Annotated in this window: 28 protein-coding genes; 1 reads left to right on the top strand and 27 read right to left on the bottom strand. The window is 39.3% G+C overall.

The genetic code is table 11. The features are described 5' to 3' along the window. Positions 1-2: 2 nt before the first annotated feature. The 13 genes from NBH01_RS12165 to NBH01_RS12105 all read right to left on the bottom strand — a co-directional run bounded on the left by NBH01_RS12165 (position 3) and on the right by NBH01_RS12105 (position 11,004). Positions 3-191, bottom strand: coding sequence for a hypothetical protein (locus NBH01_RS12165; protein WP_147402602.1), 189 nt, complete (start codon positions 189-191; stop codon positions 3-5). Between the two features lie 3 nt (positions 192-194). Next, positions 195-716 (bottom strand): hypothetical protein, encoded by a 522-nt coding sequence (locus NBH01_RS12160; protein WP_004300282.1) that lies wholly within the window; start codon positions 714-716, stop codon positions 195-197. A 49-nt stretch (positions 717-765) separates the two neighbouring features. Then, positions 766-921, bottom strand: coding sequence for a hypothetical protein (locus NBH01_RS12155; RefSeq protein WP_004300280.1), 156 nt, complete (start codon positions 919-921; stop codon positions 766-768). Then, on the bottom strand, positions 918-1,757 hold the full coding sequence (locus tag NBH01_RS12150) for a hypothetical protein (protein ID WP_004300278.1): 840 nt from the start codon (positions 1,755-1,757) through the stop codon (positions 918-920). The genes NBH01_RS12155 and NBH01_RS12150 overlap by 4 nt, the downstream gene beginning before the upstream one ends. Then, positions 1,754-2,326, bottom strand: a complete 573-nt coding sequence (locus tag NBH01_RS12145; protein ID WP_004300276.1) for a hypothetical protein — start codon at positions 2,324-2,326, stop codon at positions 1,754-1,756. The genes NBH01_RS12150 and NBH01_RS12145 overlap by 4 nt, the downstream gene beginning before the upstream one ends. After that, positions 2,323-2,865: a hypothetical protein gene (locus tag NBH01_RS12140; RefSeq protein WP_004300274.1), complete on the bottom strand. Its 543-nt coding sequence runs from the start codon at positions 2,863-2,865 to the stop codon at positions 2,323-2,325. Before NBH01_RS12140 ends, NBH01_RS12145 begins: the two co-directional genes overlap by 4 nt. 8 nt (positions 2,866-2,873) lie before the next feature. After that, a complete protein-coding gene (locus tag NBH01_RS12135; RefSeq protein ID WP_087318355.1) occupies positions 2,874-3,296 on the bottom strand; it encodes a hypothetical protein in 423 nt (140 codons plus the stop codon). A 4-nt stretch (positions 3,297-3,300) separates the two neighbouring features. Then, on the bottom strand, positions 3,301-4,878 hold the full coding sequence (locus NBH01_RS12130) for a phage major capsid protein (protein ID WP_250700124.1): 1,578 nt from the start codon (positions 4,876-4,878) through the stop codon (positions 3,301-3,303). 17 nt (positions 4,879-4,895) lie between these two features. Then, entirely contained in the window at positions 4,896-5,957 is a 1,062-nt protein-coding gene (locus tag NBH01_RS12125; RefSeq protein ID WP_118443550.1) for an HK97 family phage prohead protease, read from the bottom strand. Next, positions 5,911-7,356: a phage portal protein gene (locus NBH01_RS12120; protein WP_004311552.1), complete on the bottom strand. Its 1,446-nt coding sequence runs from the start codon at positions 7,354-7,356 to the stop codon at positions 5,911-5,913. The genes NBH01_RS12125 and NBH01_RS12120 overlap by 47 nt, the downstream gene beginning before the upstream one ends. Before the next feature lie 126 nt (positions 7,357-7,482). Beyond that, positions 7,483-9,498, bottom strand: a complete 2,016-nt coding sequence (locus tag NBH01_RS12115) for a PBSX family phage terminase large subunit (protein ID WP_077154458.1) — start codon at positions 9,496-9,498, stop codon at positions 7,483-7,485. Positions 9,499-9,559: 61 nt separating this feature from the next. Continuing rightward, positions 9,560-10,102: a terminase small subunit gene (locus NBH01_RS12110; protein WP_250700123.1), complete on the bottom strand. Its 543-nt coding sequence runs from the start codon at positions 10,100-10,102 to the stop codon at positions 9,560-9,562. Positions 10,103-10,194: 92 nt separating this feature from the next. Then, positions 10,195-11,004 (bottom strand): NAD-dependent epimerase/dehydratase family protein, encoded by an 810-nt coding sequence (locus NBH01_RS12105; protein WP_118336997.1) that lies wholly within the window; start codon positions 11,002-11,004, stop codon positions 10,195-10,197. Between the two features lie 100 nt (positions 11,005-11,104). Between NBH01_RS12105 and NBH01_RS12100 the strand changes: the two genes are divergently transcribed. Beyond that, the gene (locus NBH01_RS12100; RefSeq protein WP_118336954.1) at positions 11,105-12,226 is read left to right on the top strand and encodes an AbiH family protein; all 1,122 of its coding nucleotides are present in this window, start codon (positions 11,105-11,107) and stop codon (positions 12,224-12,226) included. Positions 12,227-12,256: 30 nt separating this feature from the next. Here NBH01_RS12100 and NBH01_RS12095 read toward each other — a convergent pair whose 3' ends face one another. From NBH01_RS12095 to NBH01_RS12035, 14 genes are all read right to left on the bottom strand, one after another. Continuing rightward, entirely contained in the window at positions 12,257-12,799 is a 543-nt protein-coding gene (locus tag NBH01_RS12095; protein WP_250700122.1) for an ASCH domain-containing protein, read from the bottom strand. A 9-nt stretch (positions 12,800-12,808) separates the two neighbouring features. Beyond that, entirely contained in the window at positions 12,809-13,225 is a 417-nt protein-coding gene (locus NBH01_RS12090; RefSeq protein WP_195545233.1) for a hypothetical protein, read from the bottom strand. Continuing rightward, positions 13,225-13,629 carry a DUF551 domain-containing protein gene (locus tag NBH01_RS12085; RefSeq protein WP_118336956.1) on the bottom strand — a complete coding sequence of 135 codons (405 nt, stop codon included), beginning with the start codon at positions 13,627-13,629 and terminating at the stop codon, positions 13,225-13,227. Before NBH01_RS12085 ends, NBH01_RS12090 begins: the two co-directional genes overlap by 1 nt. Positions 13,630-13,651: 22 nt before the next feature. Then, positions 13,652-14,443, bottom strand: a complete 792-nt coding sequence (locus NBH01_RS12080; RefSeq protein ID WP_004314108.1) for a phosphoadenosine phosphosulfate reductase domain-containing protein — start codon at positions 14,441-14,443, stop codon at positions 13,652-13,654. Positions 14,444-14,469: 26 nt separating this feature from the next. Then, complete coding sequence (locus NBH01_RS12075) at positions 14,470-14,715, bottom strand: hypothetical protein (RefSeq protein ID WP_004314107.1); 246 nt, start codon at positions 14,713-14,715, stop codon at positions 14,470-14,472. Between the two features lie 88 nt (positions 14,716-14,803). After that, the gene (locus NBH01_RS12070; RefSeq protein WP_250700121.1) at positions 14,804-16,489 is read right to left on the bottom strand and encodes a DNA cytosine methyltransferase; all 1,686 of its coding nucleotides are present in this window, start codon (positions 16,487-16,489) and stop codon (positions 14,804-14,806) included. Next, a complete protein-coding gene (locus NBH01_RS26795; RefSeq protein ID WP_004318811.1) occupies positions 16,482-16,814 on the bottom strand; it encodes a hypothetical protein in 333 nt (110 codons plus the stop codon). Before NBH01_RS26795 ends, NBH01_RS12070 begins: the two co-directional genes overlap by 8 nt. Next, positions 16,811-17,275 carry a hypothetical protein gene (locus NBH01_RS12065; RefSeq protein WP_004318813.1) on the bottom strand — a complete coding sequence of 155 codons (465 nt, stop codon included), beginning with the start codon at positions 17,273-17,275 and terminating at the stop codon, positions 16,811-16,813. The genes NBH01_RS26795 and NBH01_RS12065 overlap by 4 nt, the downstream gene beginning before the upstream one ends. 28 nt (positions 17,276-17,303) lie before the next feature. After that, on the bottom strand, positions 17,304-17,951 hold the full coding sequence (locus NBH01_RS12060) for a DUF3560 domain-containing protein (RefSeq protein WP_004300223.1): 648 nt from the start codon (positions 17,949-17,951) through the stop codon (positions 17,304-17,306). Positions 17,952-17,999: 48 nt separating this feature from the next. Continuing rightward, a complete protein-coding gene (locus NBH01_RS12055; RefSeq protein WP_004300222.1) occupies positions 18,000-18,575 on the bottom strand; it encodes a hypothetical protein in 576 nt (191 codons plus the stop codon). A gap of 111 nt (positions 18,576-18,686) precedes the next feature. Beyond that, entirely contained in the window at positions 18,687-19,439 is a 753-nt protein-coding gene (locus NBH01_RS12050) for a GREB1-related protein (RefSeq protein ID WP_004300221.1), read from the bottom strand. Beyond that, the gene (locus NBH01_RS12045; RefSeq protein ID WP_004314103.1) at positions 19,408-20,064 is read right to left on the bottom strand and encodes a ParB N-terminal domain-containing protein; all 657 of its coding nucleotides are present in this window, start codon (positions 20,062-20,064) and stop codon (positions 19,408-19,410) included. The genes NBH01_RS12050 and NBH01_RS12045 overlap by 32 nt, the downstream gene beginning before the upstream one ends. Before the next feature lie 60 nt (positions 20,065-20,124). After that, a complete protein-coding gene (locus tag NBH01_RS12040) occupies positions 20,125-20,418 on the bottom strand; it encodes a hypothetical protein (protein ID WP_004318818.1) in 294 nt (97 codons plus the stop codon). A gap of 98 nt (positions 20,419-20,516) precedes the next feature. Beyond that, positions 20,517-23,030: a DNA methyltransferase gene (locus NBH01_RS12035; protein ID WP_032811013.1), complete on the bottom strand. Its 2,514-nt coding sequence runs from the start codon at positions 23,028-23,030 to the stop codon at positions 20,517-20,519. Positions 23,031-23,047: the final 17 nt, after the last annotated feature.

The raw sequence follows: 23,047 nt of genomic DNA, 5'->3' as shown, positions 1-23,047 counted from the left end.
AATTACAGGTAATGTCTATATTCAACAATCTTTCCTTTTATCTCAACTCCTAGTTTATCAAAAGCATAGGTACCATCTTCTTTCTGATAAACGACATACATGCAACCATCCAAGACAGCTGCTTTCTTTGCAAGATCACTGATACGTTCCAGTTCACTCTGCATCTTTCTTATTTCGCAACTACAAGCCATTTTCTACCGATATCCACATTCTGAAAAGAAACGTTCCATCCAGGGACGGAGATACATAATATTAAAGTACTCTTTAGCTGTATCACCAATGCCTAAAATCTGCTCACCGTATTTCTTCTCAATAGAACTACCGTCCGTAAATCCTTTCGTTGAGAATCGAAGCCCGGAATCAATTCTATCGGCAGTTATGCTATCATAGAAAGTACCAGTAATAAAAAGGTTAGGTACCTCAACCGGACGCGGTGGCAAATAAAGCATCTCACTTCTAAGAGGCGGAGTTATCCTCTCCTTCCATCGTTTATATTGTTCCGCACGGTTCTGCCAGGGACCGGGCTCGTTAAAATAGGTGTCAGTATCATAATCAGGATTCAATAGATGTTCGGTACCGTCCAAGCCGGAATATAATTGTTCCTGAATACAATCAACGAGCACATTCTTATGTTCTTCCATACACCTAATACATTCCTCTTCAAACCCGGATGCAATGGAATGAATAACTCTATGTAATTCATCAAAATCTGCCATACAGTAAAATTATAACGGGCCGGGCTGTAATCACACCCCAGCCCGTCGGTTACTTAGTTATCGCATCGTACACTTCCGAGAGCTTCTTCTTACGGTCAGCTTCCTTCAGTTCCTGCCACACGACTTTAATGTGTGCATTAATAAACTCTTCCTTCGTCATGCCCTTCACAGCAACCTCGACGAACGTAACATTATCTACCTTCATGACACCTGCTCAATACCTCTGATTCCTTTTTCATACAATACAGAAGGAGCTTTCAACGAAGGAACCGCCCCGGCTTTAGGAACAATGGTAATGATACCATCCGAATATGTAGCAGAAGTTACGTTATTCATAACTTCAGCAGCACCATCAGCAATAAGACTGCCAAATTCTTCTGTACGGTCATAACCACCAACAACTTCAACTATTTTGTAAGTATTTTCGGCCTCCAACTTTTGAAACACAACATCAACCAAGCCTTTAACGAAATTCTTGGGATTGAAGTCTAACTGCACGTAGTCAAAGTGCAATTGGCTGTCTTCCACATCTTCATGTGAAAAACTAACAGTCATCGCAGACTTAGCACTACTGGTCGGGTACTGTGTCACGGTCGGGTAAACAGTAGACATCGGAATACCGGCAAGGATATCAGTGTCATCATTATAACCGATCAACATATTATCCTGATTCCAAAAGTAAACGTCCCATCCTTTATTGGCACATTTCAGAAGCTGGGCATTCAAAACCTCATCAAATTTCTTCAAAGTGAAGGTGTCTGTTTGAGCGCTAAGCCCGTTGTATTCACTTGCACCGTACCCTACAGGATTAACTTGAGGCTCTCCACCATTCTTGGCATACTCCAGGAATGGCAAAATAGGGTAAATACGCCCGGGACGGTCTGCATGGCACAATTCGAGCAACTTCTCACCTGTTATATCAGCAGGGAGTTTGACACCATGTTCTGTCAAGATAGCACCTTTGACCTTTTTCCAGTCAATGCTACAAGCAGAACTACCAGTGTTCATCCGGGAACCCTTACACGTTCTAATCTTTCTCATTTTCTTCTACAATTAAGATTATTAATTTTTATTTCCATCGAGCGTATATTTATGGCATCAATCGGCTCGCTCACAGCCTCACCGGAATCTGTATAGGCTCCGTATCTGCCATATGAATAGTTTTCTGAATAACTATGTTTCACTTTTTCGTCATAGTCGCAGTCGAACCGAGAATCTTCATATAATACTTCCAATAAACGTTTATAGATTGGCCGAAGGATATTTTTAAAAGATGTGGTTCTGCGCATCTCATTGCTCCACTCTTTACAAGAAGAACATGCTATAATTAACGAAACCTTTGCTTTTGAAAAATAATCCGCATCACCTCTATCCTCACTAATTGGAGTGAATAGTGCAACCAATGGAAACTTCCTTTCAGACTGGGCAGAAGACTTACTGTATTCATCTAAAATATCTTTGATATATTGACTGCTACCGAAGATGTAATTCAACCTTGGGGACTTCATAACTTTAGTTCCCCCTTTCCCATTTGGATAGAGAATTTCAAGCCCTTCTGGAAGTTCCTTTACAATCTCCTCAAACAGTTCTGTTATATCTAAATCTATCATAAATTGAAAGCATTAATTGGGGTCAAAAGATTCTTGGTTATTTTCACATCGAAAGGACAATCATTCGACATAGCCCATTCAACAAACTGTTTATTCTTCTCTACCATGCTATTCCATGTGCTTACTTGTCTCTTCAAAGGAGCTATATATTCATTAGCACATTTCAAACGGACAAGCCCGGTTATTGTAGCCTGGGTGTTTGCGTCACGAAGAATATGATAAAAGACATAGTCAGCGAACGGTTCACACAGCTTCTCGCATAATACTGCATATCCGGACTGGGGGGCTTCCTTCTCTTCTGAAATATCAACTTCATCTGAAGAATCTTCCTTTTCCCGTTCAATAAGCTCCAAATAATCTGTGATAGCTTGGGAAAGAGTCACACCAACAACATTCCGGAGAAATTCGGGCTGAAATGCCTTAATATACCCATTTATCACCTCATTCACAGCAAGAGATTGGGGCGAAGGCATTTCAGCGACCGAAACATTCTCAATATGCCTGGGACCTGACATAAAATATGAAACATCAATCAACATAGCGATAGTTATTTAGAGGTCTTGCCTTTCCCGGTTTTCTTTTCATCTTCTACGGAAACGGCTTTATCATCTGTAACAGTTACCTCCTTGGCATCTTCCTCTTGCAAATCTTTTGAATCGGCAACCGGAAGATTCTTTTCATCAGAAGGCACCTGTACTTCAAGTTCTGCAATGCGAGCTTTCATTGTTTCACGCTCTTCTGTCAGTTCAACAATTGTCTTATCTTTCTCTACAATGGATGCAGTAAGCCTGCCAATCTCTTCATTTTTCTCTGCAAGCATACATTCCAATGTCTTTCGGGCATCTTCTTCTGTAACAAGACCACATTCGGAAATAGGGATGAGTTGAATCATCCCTCTATTAATCCGAATGCGTTGCTCTTTAAGCACATTGGTTACATCCTTATCGTTACCTCTAAGTATGTAATCCATAATCCTACGCTTTAGTTATTGCAGTCTTCAATGCGGCCAAATCCCCATAAGCGAAAGCCCACGGCATATAAATCGGGAAGATAACTTCTTCTTGTGCCATCAGCACAACCTCATTGCAAAGCTTGGTCTCCACATCTTCAGCCCATTCAAGTGTCAAAGTGGTATAATCAACCAAATTTGCAGCTTGGTTAAAGTCACCTAAAAGATACTTACCTGGAAGAATACCACCATACTCGATAATCGGACGACCGGCAATATATTTCACCCCATCAACCATTTTAACGATACCAAGATTACGTCCTGTCGTATCTTTCTCTGATTCCATACCGTTAACAGTCATTGGATTAAGAATAATAGCATTCGGAAAATACTGGGCATATGTCATTGCGGCGAAAGCTGTTTTCACTACATCTTCAGAGTTGGGTTCCTCAATGTTCTTAAAGCCGGCTTCATGAACACTGAATGTCATTTTATCCGTAGCCGTTTCAGCACCGGAGAACGCGACACCAGGAATAAGGATACGACCATCTTCCATTTTCACAAGAGCGTGTGTTTTGTTCAGTTCTGTAAGAACAGCGGCACCAGCGAACGTGATACTCATTCCATCAAGAATCAAATCCTGTGGTTCTGCAAACTCTACAATTACATCCTTATCACCGTTATATCCGGTAATAGCTTTTACAGCACCGGCGGCACCTGTAACAATGGCTGTACTAATAATCTTCTCTACAGAAGTCACCCCAGTATTATTAATAATACCAAGCAAATTCTCACCATTACCGTCACCAAACAAAATGTTCCAGTCTTCTGCCATCCAAACAGCTTCAGGAAGCATGTTCAAGATGTAGGAACGAATGTACACTCTTGATTTCAACATACGTTTTGAGATACGGATATGAGTACCAAGGCGCTTAGTTCCTGTCTGTATCTCTTTTACCTTGATACTTGATTCCGGTAAACGACCGTTCTCTGTTACAAAACGGGCATTGCGGTTGAAAGCATATACTTGCGCATAGGCGAGTTGAGGATATGCAGGATCAGCTGTCAGCGTCGTTAATACATCACGCATATGCAACTTTTTGTTGGCAACCTGAGTCACAACACGTTTCTGTTGTTGAGTAATCAACAAATCACCGGTGTAATTGTCAGTCATGGAAACGACATCTTTCAAGGAGAAGCCGTTAAACTCTCCTGATTTGCGTGTTTTTCCTTCTGCGAAATCTCTGAATTTTTCAGAATCAAGCATCTCGTTCAACTTCTCATCGAACTTGTTGATAGCATTCATAGACAAGCCCTTTTGTTTCATTTTCTCAATACTTTCTCCAAGGGTCTTTACCTGGGCAACGAGTTCTTCATTGTCTTTAACCAATTGCTGGAACTTCTCATTGTCATAGGATTTCAGCAATTTATTAATATCGTCAAACTGTTTTGATACCTCATCCGGTGATGCAATTCCTTCAAGGGACTTGTTTACTACTTCACACATCATGCCGACGATGTTTTCCATAAACGCCTTCTGTTCTGCCGGCAAGCCGTCCGTTTTCAGATTAAAATCTGATACTGTAAATTTTCTAATTGGCATAAAATTTAAATTTTAAGTTATTTATTCTCGAAACAGCTATTCAAACTCTTAAAATCGAGTAAAGTGCCATTATCAGCGGCTTTAATCGTCACTTCATCGTTCCCATTTTCCCCGTCATTCTTTTCTTGAGTGTCAACAGACGGCTCATTTTTTCCGGTGGTATCTTCAGAAGTGTTTTGCAGAATAGCATTCGAACGATATACTTTTCCCCAACAGTGGGGACATCTTACATAATTCATAAGGTCTTGTAGACCCTTTTGAGAAAATTCTTTCTTTTCTGATTTGACAGAATCAATAAGAGAAATTACTTGGGTTCTAATCTCCGGAGTGAGCTTCTCCATTTCTTCCCTTACAATGTCCTGTGTTATCCATCTCTGATAATCAGCAGCATAATCTAATACCTGTTGGGCAAAGGTATGCTCTGTTTCTGCATCATAATCAAATTGATAACCACAATGAGGACATGAGACAACGGCACCACCGTTGAGGCTCTTCAGTAATAAACTTAATTCCATATCGTATCCTTTTAAACGTTCATCACTATATCCATGCTGCAAGAACGCTTTCCGGACGAAATCAACAGCTTCCTTTACCTGGTCAGCAGTAGCAGACTTGATATTCACAAGGAACGTCTGTGGATTACTCCCCCAACTTGTCAATGTTGAATATTCCATCATACGCCATTCAAGCACCTTACAAGGATCGATAGAATCCCTTTTGATGGCTTTTACTCCGATAGAGTGTTCTAGGGTTCTTCCATTCTCTGCAAACAGCTTATAATCAGCTAACGTATCACGGCCAATCTGTTTTTCAAGATTTAACTGACCGACCATAACCAAATTACCTTCTGTTTCCTTACCACTCAACGGAACACCTAACAACTGGTCTGTACGATGATTCAGGAACCAACGCATCCGACCAATATTTTCTTTCAATGTCTTATTGAATGAGCCGGGCATAGATATGTCATTTTGTGAGTCCTTCACACCGATACCGTTCACCGCAACGGTAACGATACCCTTCTCATCAACATCATTTGCCTTTGTCTTGTACTGAAGGCTTTTGATTTTCTCTTCCATCTTTTTCATCTCCACTTTTAGTGTTAAAAACTCGATTTACTTTATCCAGTTCCTCATCTGACATATCAAATTTCAATTTGTCAAACAAGGGATTTTCTATCATACTTTCGCCTATTTGGGCACGCCAGTCATTGAGTGTTATAAGCCCACATGAGAATTGTTCACGACAACGTTTATTTATATTTGTCTTTACGTCTTCGGATTCTTTCAATCCTTCCTGCAAACAATCAACATCAGAGAAATCACAATCCAAATAATATCCCCCTCCTTCAAGACCAAGGAAAGCTGTAAAATCCTTGCAGAATTGTTTGGCCATAGGAATAACAGTTGAACAATATACGCTCTTTTCAGCAGTAGCCTGATTGCTAAATGTGGACTGGTCTTTTCGCGGAACAAGAACGGCAGGGATGCCGTATGCCCCTGCAATATTTATTGCATCAGCCAAAGTCTCTTCAAACGGCTGTAACTCTGCAATAGAAAGATTAGTACGAACAAAGTCAATGTCTGCATCTGAAATACCATAAGGTACCTGGCCCTTCCTTACACCATACTTCTCAAAATTTTGCTTCAAAAGCTGTTCCTTTTCATCGTCAGTCAACGCTATTGAACCGGTAGCATCAGTTTTCTTACTTACAATAAAGCCCAATCCACCCCGCTTTACATAAATCACATTTCTAGCTTCATATACAGCTATTAGATTTGACATTGGCTTATTTTGGGAAGCAAGACGACTTTTGGACTTCAAGAACATAGCCCCTGAATAGAACTCTGCACTTCCGTCTCTATCATGCCATATTTGGTATGGAGGAATTTCCAAACTACCATTCCAACCATACTCCAAACGATAGCTACGAATAATATCTTCTGTTTGGGCAATGCCAAACAATGGTATATTCCCGTAAACAGGTTCTACAATAGTCTTATCAGAAGGTAGCACCCAATAATTATCGCAATATCTCCATTTTTCAGCTGTAGAAAAGACATCAGGCATAGCGGCACGAATAAAGCTATTCCCTGTACACAATTTATAAATATGGTGCTGATAAATCAATTCTTTCCAACGCATCAAACAATTAGGACGACTAAGTATGCCATTCATTCGTTTATTCGCCCATACTATACTGTCATCCTTAGTTTTCTTCAATTGAAAATTAGCACCTGCAATTCGCGATGCAATATAATCGATCGGGAAAAAGACTTCAGGTATCGTACTGAATAGCGTTAGATAGTTACTGCCCGCTACAATAGGACTAGTAAGGTCCTCAATGTATGCAACTGACCATTTTTCAGCCTTGCCACTTTGAGTATCTATATCCTTATTTTCAGATGAAGTAACTATTTCAACTTCACCTTTAGTCTTAGATTTCTTTCCAAATAGATTATCAAAAAAAATATTCATTGGGTTCCTTTTTGAGCAAAACTAAGTAAAAAGGAAAACCGTTTTCCAAAACACTAAAATCTTGAAATTACGAAAACATAATATCAACAATACAACATCCTTATTTTCAATCACATATAACGCAATTCAATTCAAACCTAATTTTACAACGAACTGTACTAGCCCACTCAAAACAGCACTGGCCTCTTTTGTTTCACTATCTTTATTATAGTCCATCAGATTATTCATGAAGGCAACATATTCCGTATCAGATTCTACTTTTGATGCAGAAAAAAGAATACTATTTTTCACATAATCAGATGTTGCAGCAATACGCTTATCTACATCCGGAAACTCTTTCATTACACGAATCTCCTTGTTTGTACTAGAACGGAGTTCCCGGATAAAAGGGAAATAAGCATCTGTACATTCAATTACACATGAATCAGATTCATGGGACAAAATAGAAGAACGTATATCTTCTGTTGAAGTAGTATCCATAAATACGACATCAACAACATGCCATTTATTTCCACATCTAAACGCTTGTATAAGGACAAATTTCCCATTAACATTCGGCATCACATATAGAATCTTCTTAGTGTATTTACATTCGGTATCTGGATTGAAGAAATTAATAGTGCCATTACAAGCATACAAGTTTCTTTTTCGCCGGTTACTAAACTCTATATACTGCTCACTACACAAATCCACAACGACATATCGGAACGTATCAGACAGGTGTCCGTGCTCCTCATAAGTCTGCAAGGTAGTTTTATTCTTGACCTTAGTTTTAAGAATGGCACCGTTAGCATCTTTCTGTACGCTCATGTAGTCCTCAATAGATACCGAACATGATTCGTCAATGTGTATCTCTATACCGGGAACAGTACAATCAAAGATAGCATTGATAAACTCACCGGTCATGGCAACACTCGGATTCTTGTTGCCTACCTTATCTTCAATCTCGAATCCTTCTTTCTGCAATGTATCTATGAATAAGTCCATCCAGGAACGCTTCTCATCGTCAATGCTGTTTGCCGCTTTCGTTGATGCATCACCATGTACATATAACCTATCAGAATATTGGATAGATTTCAGATACTTTGCAACAAGTTTGGAAGCTTTCTTTACTGTATTGTTGGGGCTTTCAGCACACGTTTCATGGAATTGCCAAACCTTGGTACCAGTTGTGAAATCGACCTGCCAATATGATACGCTGATATACGGAAGCACGTTGTTATCGACAGAGATATGAATAGGTAAGTCCGGAACATACTTATGCTCACCGGAATGTTTGCCACGATTGAAGGAACCGAAGAACTCACTACCGGTACGAATGACACCCCATTCTCCCAATGCGTACACATTGTAATAGTCCGGATCGTGAACTCTATCATACTCAAAGTCGGCAACACATTGCTCATCATAGAAACCATACGTACCGTCAGGACTACCAACAACCCAAAAATTATTCAAATAGGTAGATTGGATAATAACTGTATTAGGGGCCTGTTCCTCGATTTGCTTAGTACGAAGATTAAGTATTTGCCTGGGTGCGTTCTTTCTTACGGATTTGACCTTGGTAAGTTCTTCCGGCAACTCTTTGCCGGCAATGGTAACAGTCATCGGTACATCATGCCATTTATCTTTATCAATAAACTCTTTCTTTATCCAATGGCTTTCACTGATCGGGTTAAAGGTACAAATAATCTGCTGCCCTTTCTTACCACGCAAACGCTTACGTAGCTGCTTGAAATCCGGATGCTCGAACTCTGACCATTCCTCTAACTGAACTCGCTTATAGTTAGAGATACCTTTTATCTTCTCCGGATCGTCAAGACCGGAGAAATCTATCTTCGCACCATTTACCAGACATTTAATAGTATTCTGTTGAAATTTGAACAAATGGGAGATGCCAAGACCGATCGCAGCGACCTTATAATCTTCATAAATGGTTTTGAGAATAGAAGCTCCTACCTTACGCATGACAAGAGTGTTCTCACCATCCTGTAATGTCTGTATCAGTATTGTTTGTGCCACACTATACGACTTACCGGAAGATGAACCTCCATAGAGAATGATAAAACGGATAGTCTCATCATTCAAGTACTTCAATAGATAGAATCCGTTAGGATTTAGCTTCTTATAATTTATAACCATATTGTTCTAAAAGTAAGGTTTCTCCGTAGGATGAATACCGGATTTTGCAGTTCAAATTGTTCTATTCTTCCGAATTCTCATTATCTTCAAATCCGATACGAAGTTCACCGACTTTATTTCCGTCTCCACCTTTGATGTTGACATTCTTATCGGCTTCCCATCCATTCCAGGCACCAAGAATCCGGGCGGCTTCTGTCTTGCCGTTGAACTCATAATTAACCACTCCTCTATTATTCTGGATCTTCTTCAATGCGTTACGGGCACGCTTAGGAAGCTGGGAGGGACTTTTCATCTTTACCTTACCTGTTAGTTCATCGACAATATACAGGTCATTAGGGTCCGCAGTAACGATATCCATCAGCACACGTTCCACAGTCTCACGTTTCACTTCAGATTCTTTTGCCCTCTTTTCTCTTATCTCTTTTATCCTTGATGTAACCTTGATGTTCTGCATAAGGGCATGAGCATTGCGCCAAACGCTCTCCTGCTTCATCTTAGAGCAGTCGTAAGCCATTCGGTATGCTTCACTTGCGTTGCCGTCAATGTCAACGTAATACTGGCAAAACTTCTCTTGTTTCAATGTTAATGACTTCTCTTTACTCATAGCTTCAAATTATTAAATTCCTACATGGAGAAACAATGATAGTTACTCAACATGCAGGAATTAATTAGAATGGTTGTACATTCATAGGATTTCTATTTCTCCGCCCCCGCATTTTTTTGAGAATTATCCTCTCTCCGCATGGCGAATACCTTTTTTACTCCGTCCTCGACTGACGTATAGGACAAAGGTACTAAATAGATATCCCGGTTCACCGACTGCTCTAAATTGTCAAAATCCCGTTTTTCATTAATTAGCTCAATTTCAAGCGGTTTGTAGTATTTTACTAAAGAAGCAAAATACATAGTAGTCACAGGTTGGACGTTACAAATATTGATAAGTTGCCGGTTACAACCCACCGAATAGATAAGCCCCTCAATGACATCATCTATGTAAGTGAAGCACCGGATATTCTGACCACAGTTGTATAATGACACGTTTTCCTTTTCCATCAGGAACCAGAGAAGAGTTCTTTTTCGCGGATTAGGTCCATATACATTATGCAGCCGGCACCCGGTCGCAGCCTTACAATAGATAGATGCATACTGTTCATCGAAATACTTGCTTATTCCATACATAGAAGTGGTATTCTCCGGATTAGCCGTTGACGAACTGGCATATATTAACTTCACATGATTTTGATTGCAAGCATCAGCTACTCGCATGAAAGTATCAATGTTATCCTTCCTGATCTGTTCCAGGTTTCCATTAAACACACTAGTTTGCGCCGCCAAATGGAACACACAATCAATACCCCCATTTTTCAGGAGTTCACATACTTTTGTGGCTTCAGTACCAGACTTTCGATCAAGTCCTATGACTTCAACACCTCTTTTTGTCAATTCGCGGCAAAGGGCTTTTCCTATAAACCCCTCACTGCCGGTTACAATTATTTTTCTCATCATCACAAAAAATAAAGGTGTATCGAATAAACAATACACCAAAGGTTCAACAATTATATAAATTTCAGTTCTTATTATTACAATCTTTCCTTACCTTTGCAATATGAATAAAGACAGAAAAAGAGTTCTAATAATAGGTAACGGATTTGACCTTTGTTTAGGCAGAAAGACTTCATACAAGGACTTTTGCCAATCTGAATTTTGTCCCAAAGACTACCCATCTCCTTTAATCAAACATCTAAATGACAAATGGAACGATAATTTAGATGCTGTAAAATGGTATGATTTGGAGAATGAGTTATACAATTATTATATAAGAATCAAAAACAATAATGGGCAAATAATAGACCTATACAACGATAAAGAAAGGAACGTTTTAGAACAAATTCAAGCAAATGGACCAGTCACAGATTCTTATGAATGTATAAAATCTAATGTAGATATTGTTAATAATCTGTTAAAAAACGGAATATTAATCTTGCCACGCTTTTCTTGTTATATCAGTTTCTCGCATGAAGATATATTAAATCCTCCTATTGAACGAGACCAAAAAGCCTTACAACTCATAAAAAATGGATTAATACAATATCTCATAAAAGTGCAACAAGAAACTATTAACGAAAATTCTATAGCTGCAATTGTCGCAAGAGCATTTATGCAGAATAAATCAAATGATCAAATTGTCATATATTCTTTTAACTACACGAGTTTTAGTGAAGTAGCTCCTAATTCCAGTTTTGCAATGGAGTTTAATGATACAATAAACTATGTACATGGATGTATCTTAGATAGAAATATTATATTAGGAACAAAAGACGAGAAAATTATTCATAACTATGACTTCATACAGAAATCATTTGATTCTCAATATAATCCTCCTGCTATGGTATATGATTTAATGGATGCTGATGATATTACAATATTTGGGCATTCATTAGGCATAAATGACAGCCAATATTTTAAAGCCTTTTTTGAAAGACAATCTTCATCCACTAATCCCCAAAAGAAGAATATTACAATATTCACTAAAGACGCAAAATCGGAAATTGAGATAAAACGCTCGCTACAAGAAATGACAAATTGGAATTTGACATCTTTATATGGATTAAATAATCTCCAAATAATTAAAACAGATGAATGTACCAATAATCCAGCCCTATTAAGAAAATACATCAAAATGTATATTGATAATGAAGAAGATATTGACAGTATAATTCATATCTAACTATTATGTTATTATTATTTTGTATTATTGTTATTTACTCCATTTACTACCACAGTATGCACATCGGTAATACTCTCCGTAGCTAACGGCTTGATTCCTTTCATTTACGACCAAATTACACAAGCAGATATCGTCCTCTGAATTGATATTGGGATACTCCCAAAATGACAATTTCCCTTTAGCCGGTATCGGCTCTGGAAATAATATAGGATTAGCTAGTACCCAGTTATAAATAGGATTTTCATAATAACCTTTACTATCATCTGTTTTCTCTGCCCATTTAGAAGGATGATTGATAGAGCATCCAATTATTTCTACACTTCCAATGATAGCAGAATTGACAATGTCCTCTGCACATATTATTTTTCGTTGAAACTCAACAGGCAGACTATACCATTGAGCTTTTGTAAATACACTATTGGGATTTCTCATTTCTACAGGTTTTCCACTTGCATGGATTAACACTCTATGCCCTATGTATTTCTCTGGACACGCCCAAGTACGGTTCTCGATGTTTTTAAAACCGTGAACTATCAAGGAGGCCCACGGTTGTTTTATTGTTATTGCTTTCATTTCTATTCTTTATTCCTCCAATAGTTTTAGCAGTGATTTTTTATACTCGTCTATTTCCTTAATAGCATCTTCTTGACCTGATTTTGCATCATTTATCATTAAATCTGCTACTCCCTCCATTATTTCATCCTTATGCCTATTCAGATATTTGATAAAGTATTCCTGCATCAAATCAGTATCCATATTTGCTATATCCGAATATGTGTCTCCACTTCCATAACTGTCAGAAAAAGAAGAATAACAAAGATTACTTATATTCATACTCTGAATACTCTCCCTTCTGCCAAATCCATCTGTATGCTTATCTATTCCACTATTGCTATGGCTTTGAAACTCTTCTCTGATTTTAGGGAGAGTTTCTTTAATAAACTTTTTCAGTTTTCTGCCAGTAGTGATTAACTTACTTAATTCTTTTGCTGTCATCATCAGTCTCCTTTCTTTTTAATCCGTTCTAGTACATCTCTGTTGGCTTCCAATATTTCATCGAAAGACAGAATAGGCATCCAACATATAACCTTAATATCATCCTTTTCGACACTTTTTCCTAAATATGATATATCACTATCAGTAGTCCATATACCATTTTCATACGTGAATACATCTATATGCTTACGTGATTCAGCTTCTCTATCATCGTATTTATAGTAATATAAAAATCCGACTAAAACACGCTGCTCTTCATCTGGTAATCGTTCTTCTACTCTTATCCATGGAGATTGCTTTTTCTGCCACTCAACACCAGACGCAAAAACTTTACGCATATATGTTTCAACCACATGCGGCTGATTGATGCGATTTGCTAATTGAGCTACCAATGATTTAAAATTCATATCTATCTTGTTTTGAGCCTAATTAGGCTACATCGTTAATACTAATTTCTCCTTTCAAAACTCGTTCTACCTGCCTGTCGATTATCTCTTGAAACTCTATCTGACAGATAAGCGAGCAATCCGGTATAATCTCTTCTACTGGGTCACCTCGCCATGTTGGGAGTTCGTCAAGGAAGATTCGTCCGTCTTTATCTTTTAGACAAGTTGCACCTACATCACGTTCAATCTGCGCCACCTCGTTAAATACATCCGGGAAGTCCTTTCGTATCTTATTCCAGTAGCCCATTCCGCCTTTCACGCAACCGATACAATTGTTGTTATTATAGCCCATCTTGTACATAGCGGGGATTTCAATACCGGCTTTCCAAAGCATTCCCATTGCATCCTGCTTCGTAATCTGCTTTTCAATAAGCGGGAATAGTGGCTTTGTGTCCGGGTACTGCTGTTTTAATCGGATAGCCCGGTTAATCTCTTTCGGGTCATAATCGAAACCCCAAACTTGACCGTCCCAGTGCTGCAATTCTTTTTCCAACTTGTAGCGGACTTTCTTTTTCAGTTCAAGAGTACAGGCGGCACCATGCGCGCCGTTGATATACCCCTTTCGCAACACATCAGACACACAGGTGTACTTGTCGCTTCGGATAATGTGGATAGATTGATTGTACCACTTTTCACAATCTGCCAAGAATCTAGTGTTATCGGGATGACCGGAACCAGTTTCAATATAGTAGATATGCACATCATCGTATAGGCTTAATGCTATCTTACAAGCAACTGCGGATGTAGCACCGCAACTGAACCATGCTATTATCATTTGATTCCTTTCTAATTTTATTTTAATTATTTTTTTGCAATATCATTCCAAAAAGCAACGCCTTCAGGAGTATTATTAAAAGGGAATGAAATAGTTAGAAACCAATGAAAACAGCAATCAACATCTAACAAATTGTTCATCCGCTCTTCATTTGTCATTGAGAAGTCAGGACACTCAATATTAAATGTCTCATTTGCTCTTTCTGTATTATATTTCCATTGATTGAAAATACCTAGTCTTTCTAATTTTGCTATTTTTTCATTCCTCTTCATATTGATTGACTTTTAGTTCTTTACATCTATAAAGGTAATCATTATTGACAAGTTTTACAAACAGAACATTCGCCAATTTAACGCCATTTTATGCTGCAACTGACCCTAGTTCACGTAACTTTTTACTAATACATTCACAGAGAACACGTGCCATGTTAACTTCGACTGCATTCCCTATGAATTTCTTTTGGTCAGCCTGTGTACCAATTAACACATAGTTTTCTGGAAATCCCATGATACGCTTTAGTTCAGGTATGCGTAGCATTCGCATTTTAATATCAATTATCCCGTATAAGCCCATGAACTCTTTTATTTTTTTTGTCATAGGGCTGTCGGTATCATAAATCTCGATTACTACATGTCCAGTTTCAGTTGCGATCAAATAAGGCGGCATTTTATCCATACGTGCTATGAGAGTGAAGCATGGATTATCAACGGAACCACCTGCACTATTAAATTGAGGGTTCATTAGGTAGTGCCACTTTCTATTTGCAGTGACTGTTTGTGCGGGCTCTTCTATGCTACTACCAACGTTGGAGAAGTTTGTATTCATAATCCACGGCTTGCAGCTAACAAGATTGTACTTAGGATTGGCGGTAATACATCCAAGCGGCTTTTCTGTAGATGAAGGTTTGCTGTTTCCATATTGCTGGTCTATGAAATATGGAGAAACGAGAGATAACCGATCCTTCGTTGTTACGGTTGCAGACGGTTCATTTATTGAGCAGTTAAATCCGTTACCGTAATGGGCTGATACAAACGCATGATGGTCTTTGCATGTAATTGTTCCGGCTGGTTCATTAATAGAAACATTCTTGCTTTCGGGGTGTCCACTGAACTGTTTTGAAAGAAAGCATACCTGCGCAACTCCCAGTCTGTTTTGCGTAGCTACTACCGGGCATGGTTCGTCAATCCCAGGGGCATTATATTTTCCAGTCCGGCTCATGGAATTATATTTGATAAGAAAAGCATCTTTGCCCCCGGCTACAAATTTTATCAGGCCGGCATAGATACGTTCCATTGTCTTTTCAGCAAGTGGCTTCTCACGAAAAATACTTGTTCCTTCATCGGAAAAATCCAGTATCTCTTTAACCGGGCGCCACTTTTCCAAACGACCAAACATATCTTGTTTACCGTTTTTACAGTGAGTGGGTTGTGGAAATACTATCGGTAATCCATTTTTGGCAAATATACCAAAGAAGCGTTTTCGAGTAGTATATGCACCATAGTCGGCAGCATTGAGAATACGGAAATCAAAGTTGTAGCCATACTTTCTTACGTTGCGTACCCATCTTTGATATAGTCTACCTTTATCCATGCTGATAGGCTTTCCGTTTTCGTCCATATCACCCCAACTCATAAATTCTTCAACGTTTTCAATCTGAATGTAATCCGGGCAAATAGCTTCAATGTACCGGAAAAGATGTTCAGCAAGTGTGCGACTATCAGCGTCCCGAGGTTGCCCACCTTTTGCTTTGGAGAAGTTCGTACATTCCAGGCTCGCCCAAAGAACGACCGCTGCACCCGGATATTGAGCCTTACATTTGGCAAGATGTTCAATTAGCGGGGAAAGTTCCAGCGTGCGAATATCTTCCGTAAAATGCAATGCATCCGGATGATTGGCCGCATGGCTTGCAATGGCGTTGGCATCGTGATTGACGCAGGCTATTACTTTAGCACACTGTTTACCATCAATTCTTGCAGATTCCACTCCTGTCGAGGTTCCACCTGCTCCACAAAACAGGTCAATATATAATAAATTTATACTACTCATTTCTTTTCTTCAAATTTCTTTGATTATTGATTTCAGACATACACATGCGGCACCAAGAAGTCAATAAATGATATTCCTTACCTTTTCTCACTACTATACGATTGTAGAACCGGTTCAAGTAGAAGTAATTTCCGCAGTGTGTACATTTTTTCATCTCACGTCCTGAAGCATCTATAATACGATTGCGAGGTTTGCGATGAATAAGAGTACAGTTTTTACACTCACCATCAGTTCCACGATGCCGCCGGCAATGTGATAAGGATTTTGCCCCACATTTAGCAAACACCCTACAATCTCTACGAGGTATTGATTGATACACATTCATGGCTTCCTCGCATTCAAGAATTTATTTACTACACGAGAAAGTACATCCTCATTCTCTGGCATCAGCCATTCTTTCGCAACGTTCCAAGCAATACTCATAGTTGGATTGAAGTTATCCTTCCTGACAGTGTGGTGAGACAAACGCCCTTCAGTGGGTTTCAAATCCTTATCATGTAAGATACACAGTCCATTTTCGAAGAAAGCACAAAACTCTTTGCCGGAAACAGGTTGAATCATCGGAATAGCAATATTAATAACCCCTAAGAATATACCAGCAGCCCAGTTTGTCAGTGCTAACCTGTCGGCATAACCAGCATCTATAATTCGTTCAATATCATCAGGAGTACCTAAACATGGCGTATGACATTGTTGTTTACAAACACTGCATGAGCATTGTACAGGTACACGACCTGAAGCCCTCATTACCCTTTGTAATGAGGTTTCTTTTGATAATTCTCTCATAGTAAATTATTTGAGATACTACAGATTATTAAACATCGCCCCACAGCTTTACTGCAAGGTCATAATTTTTTTTAGCCTCTTTTACTGCTTTATTGGCATAAGCCATAGCGTATGTATGCTCGCGTCGGTACTTACCGGACTTCAATCCTTCGTGATATTCTTTTGCTTGTTCCAACTTATGTTCATAGAAATCTATACTTTCCGGCATGGACAAGTTTATCGTATTAGCCCTTTTTTCCCAATACTTCGCAACTCTTTCATGTTCGGCAGCCTTATCGCTAAACTCAACGCTTTTCCCCATGTTATTCCAGGCATCATCTATCATTTTGCGATGTCCTCGTTCGCTATGGTGTCCAACTTTGATAGGCTCACCCAAAGAAAGGAAATCGCGATGTTTATTTGATTTCTGAAAATACTCATTACTTTTTTGTACTGCCGATGACGCCCATTCATGCCTGCGTTCCGCTCTTTGCTTAGCCCATTCTTGAACATTAAAGCCGTCAGCTCTAACAATGGAGTAATAGTAAAACCCATCTTTCTCGAAGATTAGGTTAAATACTATACTTTCGTTCTCCTTACCATACTTGGTGGTAACCTCAATAGTTTCACCTTTTTCGTGCTTCTCATCACACTTTGCCAAAAATACATTTGGCGCAAATTTGTAATACGTGTTCATTGTTTTAATTAAATTGGTTTGACTTATATGAAAAATGAGAAACCACAGCTACTTAGCCGTGGTTTCATCATTAAATAACTTTGGTTGACTGGGTTGAACCAAATCATCGAATAAACCAGGAACACGAGGTTGTAACGCCTTGTATTCTTCCTGAAAGAATTCTTCTTTGGTTCTCCCATGTTTTTTACCCTTTCGTGTATGTACATCGAAAGTGTAATCTGGAATAGGAATAGGATAACGCCTGACATCATTTATCCACTTTTCTATATCAATATCCTTTCTATCATAGATGAAGTTTTGCAAATGATCCGCATCACGATTCTTTCTACATTCACAAAGGAGAATAACAGCTTTACTGACAAATATCCTCCCTTTGGGTTCAGTAGCAGTCTTGTTTACCAGCTCATGCCCCTGCCACAATGCTTCTATCTCTTTAGTAATGATTCCATAGCAATCTTCAGCACTAATGGTAAACAGACGCTTCCACACATAGTCGCGGTACCCACTCGCCCAAAGTTCCAATGCAAAAAAGCCGGCTACCCCGGTGTCGGCTCGCCTAATGGCTTTCTGCATTGCAGAACTCACCTCAAAGAAATCATATCCGCAAACTGTTCTTATAATCATAATTCTAATTTAATGGTTTGACTTTTAGTTTATTACATCAGTAAAATTAGCTAAAAAAGGCGAATATGACAAACAGAATGGACGCCATTTAAACGCCTTTTTTACAGACTATTAGAATTTGAATTTGCATGATATATTATATTGAACGAGCTGCTTTGTTTTGTCTTTCCCATTAGTGGTTGCACTCTTTAGCAAAATACTATCACCAAAATTCTTTTTGATAAAGAGGATAGATTTACGTTCCTCTTCCTGATTCCTTATAGAAGCAAGCCCACCAGCGTTTACAAAAGTGTTCTTTTGCTCAAAATTATACCGCAAATCGGTTAAAACCTTACGTTCTTTGTACTTCATGTAACAAGAAATCCAAAAATCTTCCTTCAAACGTATTTCCTCATTCCACCAAGTGTTTTTGTTATAGATTACTCCATAACTGCAACCGGTTATCATTTTCGAAAGAGAAAGAAAAGCGGATTCATCATACATTACCGGCGATATCCGAGCGGTGAAGCCAAACAGATGTACATCCATCATACTGGCCATCTCAAATAATGACTGAATGATATTGGTTATCTTATCTTTATCCTTTATCCGGCTAGGTTCTCCTTTTTCCACATAAATAGGTTTGCAGGCATGGACATCATCATCAAGCATGAAAAGTTCTCCAAAATGCTTTGCCATCCAGTTACGTTTCGGGATGAGGCCCATAACGTCGTCAGGATGAGTAACAATTTCACATTCCGGGTTAAATTGTTGATATAAGTCAGCTTGACTTTCAGCAACGCAAATGATAGGATCGTTCACCAACTTTTTAGCGAACACCCGGTCATGGCGCTTATGACTTGGTATTACTATTTTGCAAGGCATGGCGAACGTCTTTTATGTCGATTACATTACTCTTACTTACTTTCCCGGTCTTGTACGACTTCATGTGCTGCATATCCAGCCTTTCACGAAGCCAATTACTATCTACCTCATTACTTGAGGTGATGATAAACAACTCATGTTTTTCGTCATACTTTGGAATGAGAGGATAAATGGCCGTATCATCCGTGATGGCATCGAAGCGCTCTTTAAATTCATCCTCTTTCTTCTCCGGGGCAAATTCGATGCCCCAATCTTGGAGTTCCGCCTTATTCCACTCGTTTTCCATAACGTCCAAATCATTCTCACCAAAATTGACATTATCTTTAGTGGCATATTCCCTCAACTTCTTAACGGGGGTATCAGGTGCCAGAATTTTACAAGGCAGTTCTTTATAACCTAACTCCTTGCAAGCTCGCAAACGTAAATTACCACAAACAACAATATATCTGCCATCATTGTAGGGAAAAACTATAAGTTCTCGAAGTTCAAGCATCTCTGGCGAATCCTGAATGCTTTTCTTCATCGCTTCAAAGCGGTAATCACGAAAAAAACGTGGATTTTTCGGCAATCCCGTGAGCTGCCCCTTATTAAAATCAAGTAGGCAGACTTGAATAATCTCTGTCATAACTAACTATATTAAAATCAACAACACAAAATCAACAACACAAACAGTCAGTAACAACACCTAATCATTTTTTCTATCATCGAACTCTATCTTATCTTTGATAAGCTGTTCAATGTCCTCACAACCAAATCTTTTTAAATAGGCAACAAGGTAAATTATCATCTCGGCTGCCAATTCTTCATCTTCCGAATATTTAGGAAGATTATCACTCCTATATTTAGAAGCAATATCGAATTTTCTCCAAACGGCTTCAATTCTTATGCTAAACGCTTTTCTTGAGCTATGCTCATTCATCTTAAAGCGCTTCCTCATGATATTCAAGCATCTCTGGGCAAACCTATTCAATGTTATCATATCGATCGGGTTAAATTGTTAGACTAAGAATAATCTCACACTATTTAATAAAGGCGGTGGTCTGTTTTTATACAAATACATATCCATTCTTATTTAGATTAAATAGCTTCCATCAAATCAAATAGCGTCGGTGCATTCACTTCAATTTCAGCTTCATGCAAGTATGAAAGGCTGTCTTTCCAATAGTCATAATTCAACTCGGTAGAGAGCCCTTTACGCCCCAATCTAATAGCACAGTAAGGAACAGTACCGATACCGCCAAATGGGTCGAATACCAAGTCTCCTTTATTTGAATACCGTTCAATCAACCTCTCAACAATATCAAGCTGAAGAGGACAAATATGATTTTGACGTTTTTTCTGTGACTGCTTGGTATTGAGTGTACGCATCCGGGTAACGTCATCCCAAATCCAAGGTTTCTTACTTACAGGATCTACGGCCATAAATGTTTTTGGTAGTTTACCGTAAACTTCTAATTCTTCAGCGAAAGCAACATGTTCTTCATAATTGTATATATGTTCACGCTCATAGTTTCTAAACAAATGGCGTATCTTGTCAATACCGGCAACTTTCATATCTTCATAGCTTAACAAAGTATTACCTGAAGATTTCCAACTTGCATGAGCATCTATTTGCCAGCGGGCTAACGAATATTCATTCTTATTCTTGGTTACTGGCAAATCTGCATAGGCACGTGAAGTATCAGAAGGCAGTTTACGGAAAAGAAGCACATATTCAGGGCAACCAATACCCATCTTAGAACCATCTTTGCACATCTCTGTATAGCCAAGGCGGTAGGTCTGGTTATTCTCCCTTACCACATCGGTATCTACTGTGATACGCCCCATGTAGCGGAATCCGTGTTTCATGTAGTGAAATACCGTCATTTCGGAGAACGGGTCGATGGTGGGCATACCGTCACCTGTGGCATTACCGAACAATACACGGTCTTTCACATGGATGCAAGCCAGCCGCCCAGGCTTCAATATCCGCATCAGTTCTGGTGTGAGGTAGTCCATCTGCTCGAAGAACTTGTCGTTGCTTTCATTATGCCCGAAATCGTTATAGGTCGGCGTATATTCGTAATGATTGGAAAAAGGGATGCTGGTTACAACCAAATCCACCGAGTTGCTTTCCATTTTCTGACACTCCAAAACATTGTCGTTATTGATGGCTTTCCACAGTTTACCGGATTTTTCTTCACGGCTGGCAAACATCCAGCGCATCATCTTCTCCTCTGCCTGCAAACCGAACAGACCGTTCTCACGGACGATATCAGTCATTTTAGAAACCATTTCACGATGCTGCGCCCATTTCTGCATAAAGCTTTTGAATATCTCTCCTTCACTTTCTGCATAGACCAAGTAAAGGTCTACAGGATGTTTTTGCATGAAACGGTAGATACGGGCTATCGCCTGAAACTTGTCATTGAACCGGTAGTCGATGAACATGATAGCCTTATGACAATGGTACTGGAAGTTCAAACCCTCACCAAGCATTTCAGGCTTTGCGGCCAGGTATTTCAATCTCCCGTTTTTGAAGTCCGCTATCACCTTGTCGGCTTCCTCATCATCCTGCGAGCCATAAACAGCTTTGCAACCGGGGATAGCCTTGCAAAGGGCTTCCCGCTCACTCTCAAGGTCATGCCACAAAAGGAAATGCTCGTCCTTGTTTTCAGGACGATTAATAATCTCTACGACACGGGCAATCTTCTCTGCCATATTGTCCCGACGTTCTTTCGCTGCATCAGCAAGTCCGAGAGCAGCCTCACGAAACATCTTCACTTGTCCGTCACGGTCTGTACCGGCAGTGGAATTGTCAACGCTAACCACTTCTTCATGTACCCGCAGTTCCGGCAATTCATAGCCGGTATCAGGATAACCGAGGTCGGAAGGCTTGGTTAGGAACAATGCCCAAGTTGATACCCACAGCCAAAATTCTTTTTCTTTGTGTGGATAAAGCGTTAGATTATTAGCTTTGGTACTATCACGTTGAAAAAAACGTGTAAGGGCTTGACCTGTATCCATCACTCCAAGATATCCGGCATAATGTATCAGCTCCTTATATCTGTTAGGTGACGGCGTGGCAGTGGCAACAAAGCGGAAAGGCACATCGGCGAACAGCGGTAGGAACTCTTGGTATGTCTTGGTGCCGAACCCTCTCAATACGCTTGCTTCATCCAATGAGGTAACGGTAAAAAAGGAAGGTTCTATTCTTACGCCGTCTTCTCCGTCACGGACACGCTCATAGTTGGTAATCATTATATCACACTTGCAGGCTCTGACTTCGCTCATGGTCTTGACATACTTAACTGTCATGTTCATGTGCTCCTTAGCTTGGGTGATAAACTCTACTACTACACGTTTAGGACAAACGATAAGAGCTTTACCAAAATACTGGTTGATTATAACTCTGCATATCTCCAATTGGGTTACTGTTTTCTGCATACCGAAACTGGAGAATATGGCACGGCAACCACCGGATACCGCCCAACGAACGGTATCTCTCACATGAGGGTAAAGAGAAGTTGATATTTCATTAGGATTAACTTCAAATCCAGTATTATGGCTAATAGCCATCTTGTCTTTTAGAAATTCTATATAGTCTTTCATTTTCATTTCAAATAAAG

The sequence above is a fragment of the Bacteroides sp. B1-V-101 genome, from assembly GCF_023656585.1.
In the GTDB taxonomy this organism is placed as follows: domain Bacteria; phylum Bacteroidota; class Bacteroidia; order Bacteroidales; family Bacteroidaceae; genus Bacteroides; species Bacteroides thetaiotaomicron.
This window is presented reverse-complemented; position numbering and strand designations above follow the sequence as displayed.

Coding starts and splice junctions, on each gene's coding strand:
- NBH01_RS12165 (WP_147402602.1), bottom strand. CDS start 191: ATGGCTTGTAGTTGCGAAATAAGAAAGATGCAGAGTGAACTGGAACGT.
- NBH01_RS12160 (WP_004300282.1), bottom strand. CDS start 716: ATGGCAGATTTTGATGAATTACATAGAGTTATTCATTCCATTGCATCC.
- NBH01_RS12155 (WP_004300280.1), bottom strand. CDS start 921: ATGAAGGTAGATAATGTTACGTTCGTCGAGGTTGCTGTGAAGGGCATG.
- NBH01_RS12150 (WP_004300278.1), bottom strand. CDS start 1,757: ATGAGAAAGATTAGAACGTGTAAGGGTTCCCGGATGAACACTGGTAGT.
- NBH01_RS12145 (WP_004300276.1), bottom strand. CDS start 2,326: ATGATAGATTTAGATATAACAGAACTGTTTGAGGAGATTGTAAAGGAA.
- NBH01_RS12140 (WP_004300274.1), bottom strand. CDS start 2,865: ATGTTGATTGATGTTTCATATTTTATGTCAGGTCCCAGGCATATTGAG.
- NBH01_RS12135 (WP_087318355.1), bottom strand. CDS start 3,296: ATGGATTACATACTTAGAGGTAACGATAAGGATGTAACCAATGTGCTT.
- NBH01_RS12130 (WP_250700124.1), bottom strand. CDS start 4,878: ATGCCAATTAGAAAATTTACAGTATCAGATTTTAATCTGAAAACGGAC.
- NBH01_RS12125 (WP_118443550.1), bottom strand. CDS start 5,957: ATGGAAGAGAAAATCAAAAGCCTTCAGTACAAGACAAAGGCAAATGAT.
- NBH01_RS12120 (WP_004311552.1), bottom strand. CDS start 7,356: ATGAATATTTTTTTTGATAATCTATTTGGAAAGAAATCTAAGACTAAA.
- NBH01_RS12115 (WP_077154458.1), bottom strand. CDS start 9,498: ATGGTTATAAATTATAAGAAGCTAAATCCTAACGGATTCTATCTATTG.
- NBH01_RS12110 (WP_250700123.1), bottom strand. CDS start 10,102: ATGAGTAAAGAGAAGTCATTAACATTGAAACAAGAGAAGTTTTGCCAG.
- NBH01_RS12105 (WP_118336997.1), bottom strand. CDS start 11,004: ATGATGAGAAAAATAATTGTAACCGGCAGTGAGGGGTTTATAGGAAAA.
- NBH01_RS12100 (WP_118336954.1), top strand. CDS start 11,105: ATGAATAAAGACAGAAAAAGAGTTCTAATAATAGGTAACGGATTTGAC.
- NBH01_RS12095 (WP_250700122.1), bottom strand. CDS start 12,799: ATGAAAGCAATAACAATAAAACAACCGTGGGCCTCCTTGATAGTTCAC.
- NBH01_RS12090 (WP_195545233.1), bottom strand. CDS start 13,225: ATGATGACAGCAAAAGAATTAAGTAAGTTAATCACTACTGGCAGAAAA.
- NBH01_RS12085 (WP_118336956.1), bottom strand. CDS start 13,629: ATGAATTTTAAATCATTGGTAGCTCAATTAGCAAATCGCATCAATCAG.
- NBH01_RS12080 (WP_004314108.1), bottom strand. CDS start 14,443: ATGATAATAGCATGGTTCAGTTGCGGTGCTACATCCGCAGTTGCTTGT.
- NBH01_RS12075 (WP_004314107.1), bottom strand. CDS start 14,715: ATGAAGAGGAATGAAAAAATAGCAAAATTAGAAAGACTAGGTATTTTC.
- NBH01_RS12070 (WP_250700121.1), bottom strand. CDS start 16,489: ATGAGTAGTATAAATTTATTATATATTGACCTGTTTTGTGGAGCAGGT.
- NBH01_RS26795 (WP_004318811.1), bottom strand. CDS start 16,814: ATGAATGTGTATCAATCAATACCTCGTAGAGATTGTAGGGTGTTTGCT.
- NBH01_RS12065 (WP_004318813.1), bottom strand. CDS start 17,275: ATGAGAGAATTATCAAAAGAAACCTCATTACAAAGGGTAATGAGGGCT.
- NBH01_RS12060 (WP_004300223.1), bottom strand. CDS start 17,951: ATGAACACGTATTACAAATTTGCGCCAAATGTATTTTTGGCAAAGTGT.
- NBH01_RS12055 (WP_004300222.1), bottom strand. CDS start 18,575: ATGATTATAAGAACAGTTTGCGGATATGATTTCTTTGAGGTGAGTTCT.
- NBH01_RS12050 (WP_004300221.1), bottom strand. CDS start 19,439: ATGCCTTGCAAAATAGTAATACCAAGTCATAAGCGCCATGACCGGGTG.
- NBH01_RS12045 (WP_004314103.1), bottom strand. CDS start 20,064: ATGACAGAGATTATTCAAGTCTGCCTACTTGATTTTAATAAGGGGCAG.
- NBH01_RS12040 (WP_004318818.1), bottom strand. CDS start 20,418: ATGATAACATTGAATAGGTTTGCCCAGAGATGCTTGAATATCATGAGG.
- NBH01_RS12035 (WP_032811013.1), bottom strand. CDS start 23,030: ATGAAAGACTATATAGAATTTCTAAAAGACAAGATGGCTATTAGCCAT.